The sequence below is a fragment of the Micromonospora cremea genome, assembly GCF_900143515.1.
Taxonomy (GTDB): Bacteria; Actinomycetota; Actinomycetes; order Mycobacteriales; family Micromonosporaceae; genus Micromonospora; species Micromonospora cremea.
On the sequence record NZ_FSQT01000002.1, the window covers coordinates 2,817,034 to 2,830,556 of the forward strand.

The window sequence follows — 13,523 nt, forward strand, 5'->3', positions numbered from 1 at the left end:
TCCCGGGCGGGAGACTGTGCGGGTGAGTCTCTTCGGCCCCGAGCGGGCACCCGGCTGGCCGGCGGTGCTGGTCGACGGCCCGGTGCTGCTGCGGCCCTACCGGCGCTCCGACGCGGCGGCGTGGTCGGAGGTGCGCCGCGCCAACCGCGCCTGGTTGTCACCCTGGGAGTCGTCGCTGCCCGGCGACTGGGACGAGCTCAACTCCCCGGCCGCGTTCCGCTGGGTGCAGCGTGACCAGCGGCGTTCGGCCCGCGAGGGCGAGGGCATGCCCTTCGCGGTCTGCCTGCGCGAGGCCGACCGGGACCGGCTGGTCGGGCATCTCAACGTGGGCAGCATCGTGCGGCGGGCGTTGTGCTCCGGGTACGTCGGCTACTGGGTGGATGCCCGGGTGGCCGGTCAGGGCGTGATCCCGACCGCGCTCGCGCTGGCCGTGGACCACGCGTTCGGTCCGGGCGGGCTGCACCGGGTGGAGGTCAATATCCGCCCGGAGAACCGACCGTCCCGGCGGGTGGTGGAGAAGTTGGGCTTCCGCGAGGAGTCGTACCACGTGCGCTACATGCACATCGACGGCGCGTGGCGGGACCACATCGGATACGCGATGACAAGTGAAGAGATAGCTGCCGAGGGTGGCCTGCTGGCCCGATGGCACCGGGTGCGCGCCAGTGCGCGGTAAGTCGTCCCACGGACGGGATCGGCGCGGCGCGGCGGCATCCCGGTCGGCGCGCCGTAACCTCAAGTAACTGCAAGCTTCGGCAAGCGCTGCCCATCCGGACGATCCACGCAACCAAGCGCGATCGGTGGAAGATCCTGCGGTCGGGTGGTGGTTGCTCCGAATTCGGTGACGGGAGGGGTGAGGGTGCCGACCTCGGTGCTCCTCGCCGTCCTCGCCGCCGCCGGCCTGCTCGCCCTGGCCCCGGCGCTGGTTCGCCGGTACGACGCCACCGAGCGGCTGGTGGCGGAGCGGGCGCAGTCGACGGCGCGGGTGCTCCAGCGCCACCGGCGGCGCCGCACTGTGCCGGGGCGGCGACCGGTGCACCCGCCGCGCTCGCTCGTTGTCACCCTCACTGAGGATGCGACTACCGGGGCGTTGACCGCGCCGGTCTCCGCGCCACCCGCGGGCCGCCGCTCCGGCCGGCTGCGCGCCGTGCCGCCCACACCGAAGCGTTCCCGCCGCCGCCCGCCGCCCCGCCGGCAGCACACCCCCGCCGTGTACCGGCGCCGCCGGGTGCTCGCCGCCCTGCTGCTGCTCAACGTCGTCGAGTTGATCGGCGTGCTGTTCGTCAGCCCCGGCTTCTGGATCGGCTTCTCGGTCACCTTCATGCTGCTGGCCGTGTACGTCGTCCACCTGCGCGGCCGGGCCCTGGCCGGCCGCCGTCGGCGCCGGGCCCGAGCCCGGGAGGCCGCCTGGCTGGCCGCCCGGCAGGCCGAGGTGCGCCGCGAGCAGGCTCGACGCGCCGCCGCCCGCCGGGAGGCGCAGCGCCGGCTGGCGGCCCAGCGCGAGGGGGTACGCCGCGCCGCGATGGGCCTGGACCGCCCGGGGGACCTGCCGGCCGCTGTCAACGGTGGCTCGGTCTCCTACCGGCGGTCCGGTGGGCTGCGCGGGCGCCCCTACGAGGCCGGCCGCGGCGCCTGACCGGCCTGACCCGATCCGCGACGGTGCTGGTGCTTGATCGACTCCAGGTCGCCGATGTGGGGGTGACCGCCCCGCGCTGATACCCCCACATCGGCGATGCGGAGTGGGGGCTGGGACTTGATCCACTCGGTTTCCTGAAGGTCGGGGTGTCGTGGCGTCCTGGATGCCCCGATTTCCGGGAGGCGGAGTGGATCTTCCGGTGGGTGTGAGCGCCGCGCCGGGGGCGGATTCGCGGTCGGGGCCGGCGACCTGTTAGCCTTGCTGCCGGCCCGCCCGGTGTAAGCCGGGTGGGACCGAAGCCGGTTCGCCGGCGGAGGGGCTGTGGCGCAGACTGGTAGCGCACCTCGTTCGCATCGAGGGGGTCAGGGGTTCAAATCCCCTCAGCTCCACCAGCAACGCGTACGACCAGGGGAAATCCCGCCGGCAAGATCAGCGGGCACAGATCCGGCACAGATCAGCGAGAATCCAGGGCCTTCGGGCCCTGCTTTCGTTTGGCGCTCGCGTCCCGGAGCGCGCCGCTGATGATGTTGCGGCGGCGGTCCTTCTTCGGCCACCAGTGGACGTAGGTTTCCAACGTGATCCGCAGGCTGGAGTGCCGCAGCGCGTTCTGCACGTCCGTGGGATCGGCACCCGAGGTGATCAGGCGGGTGGCGAAGTAGTGCCGCAGAGAGTGGAAGGTGCCCTCATCGGGCCAGCCGGCCGCCTTGCACCAGGTCCGCCACATCTGCGACCACCGTTGGTCATGGATCGGCCGACCCTGGTCGTCGGTGAACAGCAGCGGGACCATCCGGCGCTTGGGATCTTTGCCCGGGTCGGGGGTGCCGGCAGTGATGTCGGGCAGCTCGACCAGGGCGGGCGGGTAGCTGCGGACGTGCTGGGCGAAGACCGCCGCAACGTGGTCGTCCAGGTCGACGTCACCGACTGAGCCGGCCTTCGGCGGGGCGAGATAGAAGCCACCGTAGGCGACCTTGTGAAACCGCAGTTGTTGAACCACGTGCAGTTCTTGACGGTCCGGGTCGATACATCGGGTGCTGTCCTCCAGGCCGAGGGCTTCCCCGAGTCGCATCCCTTCACCCGCACCGGCCCAGATAGCCGCCTGTTATTCGTCGGGCACCACGTCGACCAGGGCGAGCACGTCATCGTCGGTCGGTACCCACTTCGGCGCGCGGGAGAAGCCCCGCAGAATCGCGAACAGCCGGATGGACTTGCAGGGGTTGTCGGGGATCACCTTGTCCGCGACGGCCGAGTTCATGATGTTGTTCAGCAGGTCGAAGTAGGTCTTCACCGATGATTGGGCGACGTTGTTTTGAAGCAGCTTGGCGACCCACTCCAGGACGTCGGTGACGGTGATCGCGCGGATAGCCCGGTCGCCGAAGTGCGGGTAGTGGTGGTGGCGTAGCCGGGATTCGGTGTGGCGCTGGTAGTCGAGGGCCTGACTGATCTGGCGGGACAGCCGCCATCGCTCGCCGTAGTCCTTGAAGGTCAGCCGGCGCTCTGCCTGGTCGATCCGGGTTTCCTCGGCGATCCCGGCGCGTCCCTTGACATCCCACTCTTCGGCGTCCACCTTGCGGTCGAACAGGCGCTCCCGGGTTTCGCCGTTGTGGTCCACGTACCGGCAGCGCCACCGTTTGCCGCGCCCGTAGCGCTTCGACTTCAAGCGCTCCTTGTTGGGGCCGCGCTTGGTCAGGTACCACAGGTCATCGATAGCCATGTCAGGCCGCCTGGTCTTCGAGCCAGGCCCGAACGTCGGCCGGGTCGTAGCGCAGGTGACGGCCGACCTTGAAGGCGCGGCCAGGCGGGCATCGGACGGATCAGACTTGCCGCCTGGCCGACGCCCTACGCGTTGCGGCCGACCAGCTTCGACGACCTGCTGTCCCGCGGCCAGGAGCGCCCGCAGCAGGCCGGCTCCGTGCGAGCGGCAGCCTTCCACCGCCCAGGTCAACCGGGGGCCTGGCGCTTGCTGCACTGCCCAGACGATCAGTTCGCTGTAGCCGTCCGGGCTCGCGTCGACGGTGACGGTCGCGACCTCCCGGCCAGCGCCGTCGAGCAGGCAGGCGGTGTGCGTGTCGGTGTGGGTGTCCACGCCAATGACGGCGTCGACCGATTCTGCGAGCATGGGCATTACACCGTTGCTCCTTCCCAGGGGCGGTGGTTGACGTTGGCACCGGCCTGGGTGGAGACACCTACGGCACATCTGTGATGAGCCACGCCGCAATGGCGGGCAAGCTTCTGATCAGGCCAGACGGTGAGCCAGGCCGGTGCCGGCGGTCAGAGACGACAGGTCAAGCGCAGGGCACGCCGTAGACGGCCAGATGCGTTAAGAGTCAGCCCTGACCACCGGCACCGATCCTGGCAGCAGCCCACCCAGGACCACCACCGCGAGCCTCACAGATGCGTTACACATCGGTTTCACTTGACGGGTGACAGTCAGCGGTCCCCTCCGCCGGCCGGCATCACGGTCCGTTACTGGTGCGCTGCCTGTCAGGGCAGGCGATCAACGACGTCGGTCAAGACGTTCGGTTAGCGGCCATGACCCGATGCCTGAGCTGGTCCGACGCGGTCGGCGGACATGACATCGGTACGGGTACAGGGCGCACCGCCGTGCAACGAGAACTCGGCTACCTGCCGCAGGATCTCGGCGTCTACCCGGACCTGACGGCGCGCCAGTTCCTTGACTATGTGGCGCTGCTCAAAGGCATGGATGACCGGTCGGCGCGGCGCCGGCGTGTCGGGGAACTGCTGGAGGTGGTCGCGCTGACCGAACACGCCGACCGCCGGCTGCGCGGTTTCTCCGGCGGGGTGCGGCAGCGGGTCGGCATCGCTCAGGCGTTGCTCGCCGATCCGCAACTGCTGATCGTGGATGAGCCGACCGCGGGACTCGACCCGGAGGAGCGGATCCGCTTCCGTACGCTGCTGTCCCAGTTCGCCGGCCGGCGGACCGTGCTGCTGAGCACGCACATCGTCGACGACATCGCGCAGACGTGCCGGGAGGTGGCGGTGCTCGCCAAGGGCCGGCTGATCTTCCGCGGCACCGTCGACGAACTCACCCGCCGGGCCGAGGGTCGTGTCTGGTCGGTGGTCACGGGCGGCCCGCCGCCCGCCGAGGGCACGGTGGTGTCCGCGTTGCCGCACGAGGACGGCATGCGGTACCGGATCGTGGCGTCGGCGGCGCCGAGCGCGCAGGCCCGCCCGATGGATCCCGGCCTGGAGGACAGCTACCTCGCCGTCACCGCGCGATGAGCCGGGCGAGTGACGCCTGCCGGTTCCCCAACGTCTGCCTGCTGCTTAAGTTTCCGCAGGCCAGCCCACATATATTGCTAAATATATGTGAGGCTCTATACGATTCCCCCCACGTTGAACCTCTTCGACGCGGTGGGGCCGGCAGTGGCCGGCGCTGTTCTGCGGTCCGGTGCCGCCGAGCTCGATGCCAGGTTGAAAAAGGGTTCATTGGGCAACTCGCCACACACTGGGGGAACATTGTGAGACGTGGTATACAACTACGCCGTAGAATGGCGGCCGCGCTGTCCGCGGCCGTCGTTGCTCCGATAGCCCTCCTCGGCACCCCGGCGGCCGCCGCCGAGACGCCGTTCTGGCAGGTCGAGATCGCCAAGATCCCGGCCACCAGGTACCAACTCGACGCAAAGGCGTCCGTCATCGAGGGCACTGAGGCGCTGCGCCCGTATGTCGGTGACGATCTCGGTGAAAGCCGGCTCGAGCCGGTGCAGGCCGACGTCAAGAGCCGGTACTTCGACGGCGCGCGGCTCAACGGGCCGGCCGACGCCGCCGCGGCGTTCGACAACCTGAAGCACCTCGAGGCCTTCCTCAAGAGCCGGATGACCGGCGCCAGCCCGCCCAGCGGCGAGGCCGAGCAGGGTCACGTCACCGCGCTGGTCAAGGCGCTCACCGGGGTCCGGCTGCTGGCCGACGCGGCGATCCAGGACGCCGAGGCGACGATCGGCCCGTTCCGCCGGGTCAGCCCGCCTCCGCCGCCCGCTCCGGCCGGCGTCGACGAGGCGTTCGCCGACCTCGAAGCGGCCAAGGGTGACCTGGCCAAGGCCGACGAGATGCTTGTCAAGGCCAACGTTGAGCCCGCCACCATCCAGGCCGAGGACGCCTGGGAGAGCGGCTTCCGGGTGCTCACCCGGTTCGGCATCACGTACGAGGGTGACCACGACAACGACGGTGTGGTCGACGTGGTGGAGCTGCGCTTCGGCTCCAGCCCGCTGCTCGCCGACTCCGACGGTGACGAGCTCACCGACAAGTTCGAGATCACGGCGCTGGCCGGCTGGACCCGGCCGAACGCGTACGACACCGACAACGACACGGTGAACGACGGCGCCGAGGATCTTGACGGGGACGGGCTGACCAACCTCGAGGAGCAGCGGCTCGGCACCTCCCCGACCGAGGCGGACACCGACGGCGACGGCCTGAACGACGGCGCCGAGGTGGCCAAGGGCACCAACCCGCTGGTTCCCGACCAGCCGCGTGCCCCGCCGGTCCCCGGCGACGGCCAGCCGATCAACCCGAACCCCACGCCGATCGACACGGACGGCGACGGCGTGCGGGACCTCGCGGAAGAGGACCTCGGCTCCGACCCGACCAAGGTGGACACCGACGGCGACGGCCTCTCCGACAGTGTCGAGCTCGATTACCTGATCAGCGCGCTGAACCAGGACACCGACAACGACGGCCTGCGTGACGACTACGAAATCTCCAACGCCGAGTCGAAGGGTCTGCACCCGGGCCGCTTCGACGAGCAGATCAGCAAGTGGACGTACGTCACCGACTTCCTGCTCGGCATGTTCGCCGGCGACTTCGCCGAGAAGGACTCGATGGCCTGGCTCGCCGGCAACCTGTGTGCCAGCGCGTCCAGCGTCATCCCGGTGGTCGGCTGGATCACCGGCACGCTGGCGGACATCCGCGACACCGTCGCGGCGATCATCCACGGCGACTGGGTGAGCGTCGGTTTCAACGTTCTCGGGCTCGTCCCGTACGTCGGCGACGCGGTTGCCATCCCGGCCAAGGTCGCGAAGTTCGTCACGAAGTACGCGCACCGCCTGATGGACGCGGCGCGTTACGTCGCCCGGTACGACAAGATCCCGGACACCGTCAAGGAGCTCACCTACGAGCTCATCATGCCGGAGGTCTACAACGCTATCGTCGCGGAGGACGCGGCAGCGGCGTTCGCCGTGACCGCCTCCGCCGTCCCCGACGGATGGATCAGCAAGAAGACCTTCGACCGGCTGCTCAACGGCAAGCGGACCGACCTCAAGCGGACCCACGAGATGATGACCGACCCGGACGCGCTGCACGTCGACGGGCCCAACCTGCGCTGGGCGTACGGCTGGCAGGACGGCGAGACGATCCTCAACGAGCTGATGGCCAGCCAGGGCAAGGTGGGCCGGCCGCAGCTGCCGCTGGCCAGGCCGGACGACGACAGGTTCAAGGGCGGCCGGGACGCCGACTTCGGCGAGGAACTCGCCGACGGCTGGATCCTGCACGAGGTGAAGTCGGGCTTCGCCCAGGGCGACGACCGGATCCTGGAGCAGGTCACCCAGTGCGAGAAGGATGCCTGGTACATGAACCCCGACAACCAGGAGAAGATCAAGGCGGCCAACGCCGGCAAACCGGATATGAAGGGCAAGGGTGTCAAGGGCGTCCACTGGCACTTCGTCGGCAGCGGTAGCGGTCAGCCCAACGTGAACGACCTCGGCATGACCGAGAAGCTGTTCAACTGCCTGAAGAACAACAAGATCCCGTTCACCATCCACTTCCCGGTGGAATGATCCCAGGTGTCGCGGGGCGGGCTCCGGCCCGTCCCGCGACACGGCCTCCGATACGAAGGACTGAGAAATGAGTGCTTTCCCGCCGTTCGCGGTGCCCGGCGTCGAGCCGGAAAGCGGCACCCCGGGCCAGGGCAGCGTGGCTTACCGCGGTGACCAGCTCGCTGATCTTCCCACTGCGGCTGCTGTCCTCGACCGGTTCCCGGCCGAGCTGATCGGCCTGGCCGGCCCCGACGAGACCCGGGACGAGCACCCGATCGCCCGCGCGGACCTGGTGGCGCAGATTTACGTCTCGACCGGTGACGGCCTGCGGTGGGGCCTCGGTTTCGATGACGAGGTCGGCCATCTGGTCCAGCCGAACCTCGGGTCCATCGTCGAGGACTACCTGGAGAACGCACTCGCCGCGCAGCCCGACGTCGAGTCCGCCTACCACTACGACCGCGAGTCCTTCCAGGCCGAGACGACCCGGGTGCTCCGGGCCGACGAGATGCTGGCCCGGTGGCTCGACGCGATCCTCATCGCACACCGCGGCTACGCCCAGCAACTTGGCCGGGCTCTGCCGTACTGAACGGCGCTCACCGGCTGAAGGCCCGGGCCAGGCAGCCGGGCCGAGTCCCTCATGCCGAGGTAGTTCTTGTGTAACCGAGAGTGCTGGCGTGGCGCCGTAGAACGAGGAGAGCAGAACAGTCTTGCCGCTGCATGTGGGGATCTTACGGATGAGTCCTCCGCAGCGCGCCGCCACCTGCGCCGCCTGCGTCCTCTGCCGCGTTGAGGCGTGCTGTTCTCGGCCATGCGTGTTCACCGACCGTACTCGAAGGCCTGGTGGATGCGCTCCGCGGTGTGGCGCGTCTGCTCGTCGAAGAACACGAGACGGACCACTTCCACGGTGGTCGGCTCGGCGTGCAGCGCGGTCAATGCTTGGGCGACGGCATCGTCTTTCGGCCACCGGTCCACGCCGGAGGAGATCAGCGGGTAGGCGACCGACCGCGCGCCCAGGTCAGCGGCGACGGCCAGCGACGCGGTGTAGCAGCTCCCGACCTCGTGACAGACCAGTCTCGGGACGTGCGTGACATGTCCGGCTAGACGATCATGTTTGTGGTCTCGGGCTTGCCACCGGCTGGGCTTGACCTAATCCTCGACCGGAACGTGCGAGGCCGGCCAACTGGGAGGCTCGTAGGCAGGTGGTGTGCGGGCGCTTGTGCGCAGCCGAAGACCTGGAGGAGCGACGTGGGCGCGAAGACAGCCCTACTGGCATTCGCCGATGGAGAGATCCGCTCCGCGTTACTTGGTGCGACACGCTCGGAGCGAGCCGAGACCGAGGCGCTGGTACGTCAGGTCCACCCGGGCTACGTCGTCGAGCCCGCCGACGACGGTACGTTGCTCGACGACATCAACCCGCCAGATGACATCACGTACGCCACGAAGTTGGCTGGGTTGGAGCTGTTCTGCGACTGGCGGCTTGTGTTCGACCGCCCGTCTGAGCTGCCGGAGCACCTGCGTCAAGCGGGAGTGGGCAGCGCGGGTGTGTGGCCGAAGATCATCAGGCACAGATCCGGCACAACCAAGCCCGATAAGCCGTGTCAAACGTCGAGAGGCGTTGACGACGGTTGCGCAGGCCAGCCCGGCGATCGGTCCGGTAGGAGATGATCTATCAGGGCTGGAGGTGTATGGGGTTCAAATCCCCTCAGCTCCACCCCAGGTCAAAGGCCGTTTCCGCTCGTCGGAGACGGCCTTTTTCGATCTTGTACGGCAGCAGGAGAGCGGTCCGATGGCAGCCGGCTTCCCCGGTATCGGGGTCGGCGTCGGCGTCCTGTGGCTGGACAAACCGCCGGCCGACGCCGACCGGCCAACCGCAACATCAGGTTCACCGACGCCGAGGACGACTCGATCAGCGTCACCAACAAGGCCCACCACGTCTGGATCGACCACAACGACGATCCTGGATCCGTACCGACCACGGCGGGTCGAACACCGATCGGAGCAGGAACGCGCCGCGCGCTTTCGGCCCGTCCAACAGCCCCGCCGGTGCGTACACGCACCACAGGCCGGTAGAACCCTGGTGAGACGCCCAGACATGGAGCCGAGCGTCTCACTCATTCCCGGTCAGGCCCCGCTCGGCTTGACTAGTGACATGAGAGAGAACGTGCACGAACAGCCCATCCTGGTCCTCGGCGGTACTGGCAAGACCGGTCGTCGCGTGGCGGACCGCCTCACCGCCCTCGGCCGTCCGGTACGGGTCGGTTCCCGCTCCGGCGAGCCACGGTTCGACTGGACCGACCAGAGCACCTGGGCTGGCGTGCTGGAAGGGGTCGGGTCGGTGTACCTGGTGTACTACCCGGACCTGGCCGCACCGGACGCGCCCGCCACAATCCGCGCGTTCGTCGAGCAGGCGGTGGCCGGCGGCGTCGAGCGGATCGTCCTGCTCTCCGGCCGGGGCGAGGAGGCGGCTCAGCTCTGCGAGCAGGTGGTACAGCGATCCGGCGCGGAGTGGACGATCCTGCGGGCGAGCTGGTTCAGCCAGAACTTCAGCGAGGATTTCTTGGTGGACTCGGTGCGCGGCGACGAGATCGTGCTCCCGGCCGGCGACGTCGGGGAGCCCTTCGTCGACGCCGACGACATCGCCGAGATCGCGGTCGCGGCGCTGACCGAGGCGGGCCACGTGGGTGAGGTCTACGAACTGACCGGGCCGCGGCTGCTCACCTTCGCCGAGGCGACCGACGAGATCGCCAAGGCGGTTGGGCGACCGATCACCTACCAGTCGGTCTCCCCGCAGGAGTACGCGGAGGTAATGGCGCGTTACCAGGTGCCCGCCGAGCTGGTGGCCGTCCTGACCGACCTGTTCGGCAAGGTCCTGGACGGGCGTAACGCCCACCTGACCGACGGTGTGCAACGCGCTCTGGGCCGCCGGCCGAGGGACTTCGCGGACTACGCGCGGGACGCCGCCGCCACTGGCGTCTGGGCGACCGAACAAGCGGATCGGGGCTGATCGTCATGAACACGCTGGCAGCCTGGTCGGCGGCGGTGACCCTGGCGGTGACCGGTCTGATCGCAGGGGTCTACTACGCCTTCTCCGTGTCCGTGATGCCCGGGTTGAACGCGACCGACGCCGGCACCGCGATCCGGGCCATGACGAACATCAACCAGAAGATCCAGAATCCGCTCTTCTTCGTGACCTTCTTCGGTCCCATCCTCGCGGCTACGATCACCGGCGTACTGCTGCTGATCCTCGGCCACCGTCCGGCGGCGCTGCTGTTCTTCCTGGCCGGGGCCGCGTACCTGGTGGGCGCGTTCATCCCGACGGTGGCCCTCAACGTGCCGATGAACGATGCGCTCGACGCGGCCGGTGTGCCGACCGACCCGGCGGAGGCGGCGCGGATCTGGGCGGACTACGCCTCGCGCTGGACCTGGTGGAACACCGTGCGCGCCGGGGCGAGCGTGGTAAGCCTGCTGCTTGCCGGGTTCGGCGTCTACCTCTGGGGCAGCCAGCGGTGATCACGTCACCCCGGCGGGGTGCGGATCGGGCGATGCCCAGCGGATCGGTCAACCGGGCCTGCGGCCTCGACCAGGATCCGCTGGGCGTGCGCGACGAAGGGTCCGTCGGTCTGGATCCGCTCGTGCAGGGCGGCGAGCCGGTCGCGGTACCGATCGAGTACCCCAACGGGGGTTGGCCGGCAGCGGCCCCGCGATGACGTCGGCGAGTTCGTGGACCGTGCCGGGGCCGATCTGTCGAGAGAGGAAGGTGCGGCCGGGCAGAGCAGCCGGGCAACCTCCGCCCACCAGGTGTCCACCGAGTGCCGGCTGACCACCAGGTCGAAGCAACCGTCACGGAACGGCAGGTCAGCGGCGTCTGAGAGGCGGCGACCACGGGTCACTGACGTGCGCCTCCACAGCCACATCGGTCGGCCTCAGTGTCGGCTGTCGCGGCCCTGCAGCCAGGGCGCGATGACCACAGTGGGCAGGGCGAGGAACATGGCGATGAGATGGGCGGCCCAAGCCCATGGAGCGAGGCTGGTACCGTCCATCCCCGCGTGGTCGATGAGCAGCGCCCAACCGCACGGGATGAACAGCAATCCCATCGCGACGGCACCCGCCCACAGCAAAGCCAGCGAGCGACGGACAGCGGCCGCCGTCAAAACGACCGTCACCGCAGCCGGTACGCCCAACAACACGCTCGCCTGGCTCCAGTCGACACCCTGAGGGGCCGAGGTCCCAACACGAAGATCGGCGTCAGCCAAGGCCCAGCTCCACCCGGCCGCGATGTTGGCGAGGCTGAGAAACGAACCTGCCCACATGAACCAGACGGCTCTCACGGCGGCAGCATAGTCATCGCGTCACATGTCCTTCGGTGACCAACTAAGTGACGATCGGTGCGACGCCAGCGGACAAGGGCGGACGGAAGCGGACCGCTTCGGCAGGTCACGGGCTACGAAACCGCAGCTCACGTGGCAGCGTTGGTTGCCTGGGGGGCAAGGAGTCCGTGGCTTTGGCGATACGTTGGGCGCAGCATGTGCAAGGCCGTCGCTGGCTGGCTGGGTCGCCATCCCTCAGCCAGAGTCTTGCGGACGACTGCCGCGACCGTCGACGGAAGGGACAGGGGCCGACGGGCCGCCGATCCAGTTGCTCGGGTGGTCCTGACGCATGCTGACCAGCAGCACGCTGCCCTTGCAGTCGCCAGTGTGGGGGGCGGCCTTTCCGATCTTGTGCCGTGGAGGCGGAGCCCCTGCGACTAGTAGTGGTTGTCGATCGGCTGGCGCGCCTCGTCAAACAGCGCCGGTCCCTCGTACCGCACCGGAGGCAGTGGCGGGTTGGCAGGCTTGACCTCCTCGAACTGTTCGGTGGACAGGGCGTACACCACCCGGCCGAGGCCGGACCGATCGATCGCGGTCGCGCACATCGGGCAGGGCTGGCAACTGGTGAACATGGTGGTGCCAGCCGCCACGTCGGGGGCGAGTTCCCGGGCGGCCCAGCGGGCCAGTTTCAGCTCCGGGTGGGCGGTGATGTCCGAGTCGGAAACCACGGTGTTGTGGTCCTCGATCAGGACTGTGCCGTCCGCATCGACAAGTAACGAGCCGAATGGCCGTTCGCCGGACGCTCCGGCCTGGCCTGCGATTTCCACGGCACGGCGGAGAAGCTTCTCATCGTCGGGCGTCATCGGTCCTCCTAGGATTTGTGGTGAGCGGCCACGGCCGCGAGTGTCTGCCAGGCGCGTTCGGGCTGGCGGATCTCGGTCAGGTCGCCGTTGAACGGGTCGAGCACCACCGTCTCCGCGCCGAGCAGACGAATCTGGTCGATGTCGGCAATGATCTGGTGGATGGTCCCGACACCGGCGAGACGGTCCGGGTCGCTGATCGGCTCACGGGTCTCCTGAAGTGCCATGCGCGGCATCAACGCGGGCACCGGGCGACCCAGTTCGCCGGCGATGGCCTTGAGTCGCCCGGCCGCCTCCGCCAGCCATCCAGGCGTGAACCGCAGCGGGTGCCACGCGTCACCGAGCCGGACGGCGCGTCGCATGCCGGCGTCGCTGTTGCCGCCGATCCAGATCGGGATCGCCTCCGTGTCGTAGTCGTCGGTGTCGCGCCAGGCGTCACGCATGGCGTTCAGGTACTCGTCGGTCAGCGCGCCGCGCCGGCGGTACGGCACGCCGAGCGCCTCGAACTCCTGCCGGGCCCAGCCGACGCCGACACCGAGGACGAGCCGGCCGCCGCTGAGCCGGTTGAGGTTCGCCGCCATCCGGGCGGTGAGCAGCGGGTGCCGGTACGGGACGATGAGCACGGTGGTGCCCAGCCGGACCCGGCGGGTCACCGCGGCCAGCCAGGACAGCGTCGTGAACGGCTCATAGAACGGCGCGGGATACTGCTCGGCCACGTCCGGGGTCACCGCGATGTGGTCGGAGACCATCAGCAGGTCGAAGCCGAGGCCCTCGACCGTCTGCGCCCACTGCCGCAGCATCTCGGGATCGGTGCCCGGGGCGAAGTTCGGTACGTTCACGCCAATCTGCACAGGTTCAAGGCTAGTCACCGTGGAATCGGCCCGTGAACCTCATGTTCACCGGACTTGGTGGCTCCCGGCGTGGATCCACCGGTCGTTTGGCGAATGGCCGAGGATCT

15 protein-coding genes, 1 tRNA gene and 2 pseudogenes are annotated in these 13,523 nt (G+C 69.0%); 10 read left to right on the forward strand and 8 right to left on the reverse strand.

Features of this window, described 5'->3' with window-relative positions; all coding sequences use genetic code 11:
* Positions 1–22: 22 nt before the first annotated feature.
* The 3 genes from BUS84_RS26660 (at position 23) to BUS84_RS26670 (ending at position 2,025) form a co-directional block, all read left to right on the forward strand.
* The gene (locus BUS84_RS26660) at positions 23–673 is read left to right on the forward strand and encodes a GNAT family N-acetyltransferase (protein WP_074316575.1); all 651 of its coding nucleotides are present in this window, start codon (positions 23–25) and stop codon (positions 671–673) included.
* 177 nt (positions 674–850) lie between these two features.
* Positions 851–1,633 (forward strand): divisome protein SepX/GlpR, encoded by a 783-nt coding sequence (gene sepX / locus BUS84_RS26665; RefSeq protein ID WP_208869737.1) that lies wholly within the window; start codon positions 851–853, stop codon positions 1,631–1,633.
* Between the two features lie 315 nt (positions 1,634–1,948).
* Positions 1,949–2,025 (forward strand) — tRNA-Ala (locus tag BUS84_RS26670).
* A 62-nt stretch (positions 2,026–2,087) separates the two neighbouring features.
* Here BUS84_RS26670 and BUS84_RS40220 read toward each other — a convergent pair.
* Both BUS84_RS40220 and BUS84_RS40225 read right to left on the reverse strand, forming a co-directional pair.
* Positions 2,088–2,699 carry a tyrosine-type recombinase/integrase gene (locus tag BUS84_RS40220; protein ID WP_244298740.1) on the reverse strand — a complete coding sequence of 204 codons (612 nt, stop codon included), beginning with the start codon at positions 2,697–2,699 and terminating at the stop codon, positions 2,088–2,090.
* Between the two features lie 33 nt (positions 2,700–2,732).
* Complete coding sequence (locus BUS84_RS40225) at positions 2,733–3,716, reverse strand: IS110 family transposase (RefSeq protein WP_244298741.1); 984 nt, start codon at positions 3,714–3,716, stop codon at positions 2,733–2,735.
* Between the two features lie 446 nt (positions 3,717–4,162).
* On the opposite strand from BUS84_RS40225, the gene BUS84_RS26690 reads away from it, so the two are divergent.
* The 3 genes from BUS84_RS26690 to BUS84_RS26700 all read left to right on the forward strand — a co-directional run bounded on the left by BUS84_RS26690 (position 4,163) and on the right by BUS84_RS26700 (position 7,984).
* Positions 4,163–4,873, forward strand: coding sequence for an ATP-binding cassette domain-containing protein (locus tag BUS84_RS26690; protein ID WP_244298742.1), 711 nt, complete (start codon positions 4,163–4,165; stop codon positions 4,871–4,873).
* 269 nt (positions 4,874–5,142) lie between these two features.
* On the forward strand, positions 5,143–7,419 hold the full coding sequence (locus BUS84_RS26695) for a hypothetical protein (protein WP_074316581.1): 2,277 nt from the start codon (positions 5,143–5,145) through the stop codon (positions 7,417–7,419).
* 67 nt (positions 7,420–7,486) lie between these two features.
* A complete protein-coding gene (locus BUS84_RS26700; RefSeq protein WP_074316583.1) occupies positions 7,487–7,984 on the forward strand; it encodes a hypothetical protein in 498 nt (165 codons plus the stop codon).
* Positions 7,985–8,214: 230 nt separating this feature from the next.
* On the opposite strand, the gene BUS84_RS40760 is transcribed toward BUS84_RS26700, so the two are convergent.
* Complete coding sequence (locus BUS84_RS40760) at positions 8,215–8,469, reverse strand: macro domain-containing protein (protein WP_084757603.1); 255 nt, start codon at positions 8,467–8,469, stop codon at positions 8,215–8,217.
* 174 nt (positions 8,470–8,643) lie between these two features.
* Here BUS84_RS40760 and BUS84_RS26710 point away from each other — a divergent pair, with 174 nt between their 5' ends.
* Positions 8,644–9,063, forward strand: coding sequence for a DUF6928 family protein (locus tag BUS84_RS26710; protein ID WP_074316586.1), 420 nt, complete (start codon positions 8,644–8,646; stop codon positions 9,061–9,063).
* A 289-nt stretch (positions 9,064–9,352) separates the two neighbouring features.
* Here the strand turns inward: BUS84_RS26710 and BUS84_RS40240 are convergent.
* Positions 9,353–9,451, reverse strand: a pseudogene (locus BUS84_RS40240) (AraC family transcriptional regulator); the annotation flags it as partial.
* 96 nt (positions 9,452–9,547) lie between these two features.
* Here BUS84_RS40240 and BUS84_RS26720 point away from each other — a divergent pair.
* From BUS84_RS26720 to BUS84_RS40245, 3 genes are read left to right on the forward strand one after another with little or no spacing between them, the layout of a single operon-like run.
* A complete protein-coding gene (locus tag BUS84_RS26720) occupies positions 9,548–10,402 on the forward strand; it encodes a Rossmann-fold NAD(P)-binding domain-containing protein (RefSeq protein WP_074316590.1) in 855 nt (284 codons plus the stop codon).
* Positions 10,403–10,407: 5 nt separating this feature from the next.
* Positions 10,408–10,908 carry an anthrone oxygenase family protein gene (locus BUS84_RS26725; RefSeq protein WP_074316592.1) on the forward strand — a complete coding sequence of 167 codons (501 nt, stop codon included), beginning with the start codon at positions 10,408–10,410 and terminating at the stop codon, positions 10,906–10,908.
* A 32-nt stretch (positions 10,909–10,940) separates the two neighbouring features.
* Entirely contained in the window at positions 10,941–11,105 is a 165-nt protein-coding gene (locus BUS84_RS40245) for a hypothetical protein (RefSeq protein WP_244298939.1), read from the forward strand.
* Positions 11,106–11,180: 75 nt separating this feature from the next.
* Here BUS84_RS40245 and BUS84_RS40250 read toward each other — a convergent pair.
* The 4 genes and pseudogenes from BUS84_RS40250 to BUS84_RS26740 form a co-directional block, all read right to left on the reverse strand.
* Positions 11,181–11,312: pseudogene (locus BUS84_RS40250) on the reverse strand (methyltransferase domain-containing protein); the annotation flags it as partial.
* Between the two features lie 9 nt (positions 11,313–11,321).
* Positions 11,322–11,726 (reverse strand): hypothetical protein, encoded by a 405-nt coding sequence (locus BUS84_RS26730; protein WP_074316594.1) that lies wholly within the window; start codon positions 11,724–11,726, stop codon positions 11,322–11,324.
* Between the two features lie 416 nt (positions 11,727–12,142).
* Complete coding sequence (locus tag BUS84_RS26735; protein WP_074316596.1) at positions 12,143–12,568, reverse strand: nucleoside deaminase; 426 nt, start codon at positions 12,566–12,568, stop codon at positions 12,143–12,145.
* A gap of 8 nt (positions 12,569–12,576) precedes the next feature.
* Positions 12,577–13,416, reverse strand: coding sequence for an LLM class flavin-dependent oxidoreductase (locus BUS84_RS26740; protein WP_074316598.1), 840 nt, complete (start codon positions 13,414–13,416; stop codon positions 12,577–12,579).
* Between the last annotated feature and the right edge of the window lie 107 nt (positions 13,417–13,523).

Bases quoted from the DNA above. Each gene is read 5' to 3' on its own strand.
- BUS84_RS26690 (WP_244298742.1), top strand. From the start codon at position 4,163: ATGACCCGATGCCTGAGCTGGTCCGACGCGGTCGGCGGACATGACATC.
- BUS84_RS26695 (WP_074316581.1), top strand. From the start codon at position 5,143: ATGGCGGCCGCGCTGTCCGCGGCCGTCGTTGCTCCGATAGCCCTCCTC.
- BUS84_RS40220 (WP_244298740.1), bottom strand. From the start codon at position 2,699: ATGCGACTCGGGGAAGCCCTCGGCCTGGAGGACAGCACCCGATGTATC.
- BUS84_RS26735 (WP_074316596.1), bottom strand. From the start codon at position 12,568: ATGACGCCCGACGATGAGAAGCTTCTCCGCCGTGCCGTGGAAATCGCA.
- BUS84_RS26720 (WP_074316590.1), top strand. From the start codon at position 9,548: ATGAGAGAGAACGTGCACGAACAGCCCATCCTGGTCCTCGGCGGTACT.
- BUS84_RS26700 (WP_074316583.1), top strand. From the start codon at position 7,487: ATGAGTGCTTTCCCGCCGTTCGCGGTGCCCGGCGTCGAGCCGGAAAGC.
- BUS84_RS26725 (WP_074316592.1), top strand. From the start codon at position 10,408: ATGAACACGCTGGCAGCCTGGTCGGCGGCGGTGACCCTGGCGGTGACC.
- BUS84_RS40245 (WP_244298939.1), top strand. From the start codon at position 10,941: ATGCCCAGCGGATCGGTCAACCGGGCCTGCGGCCTCGACCAGGATCCG.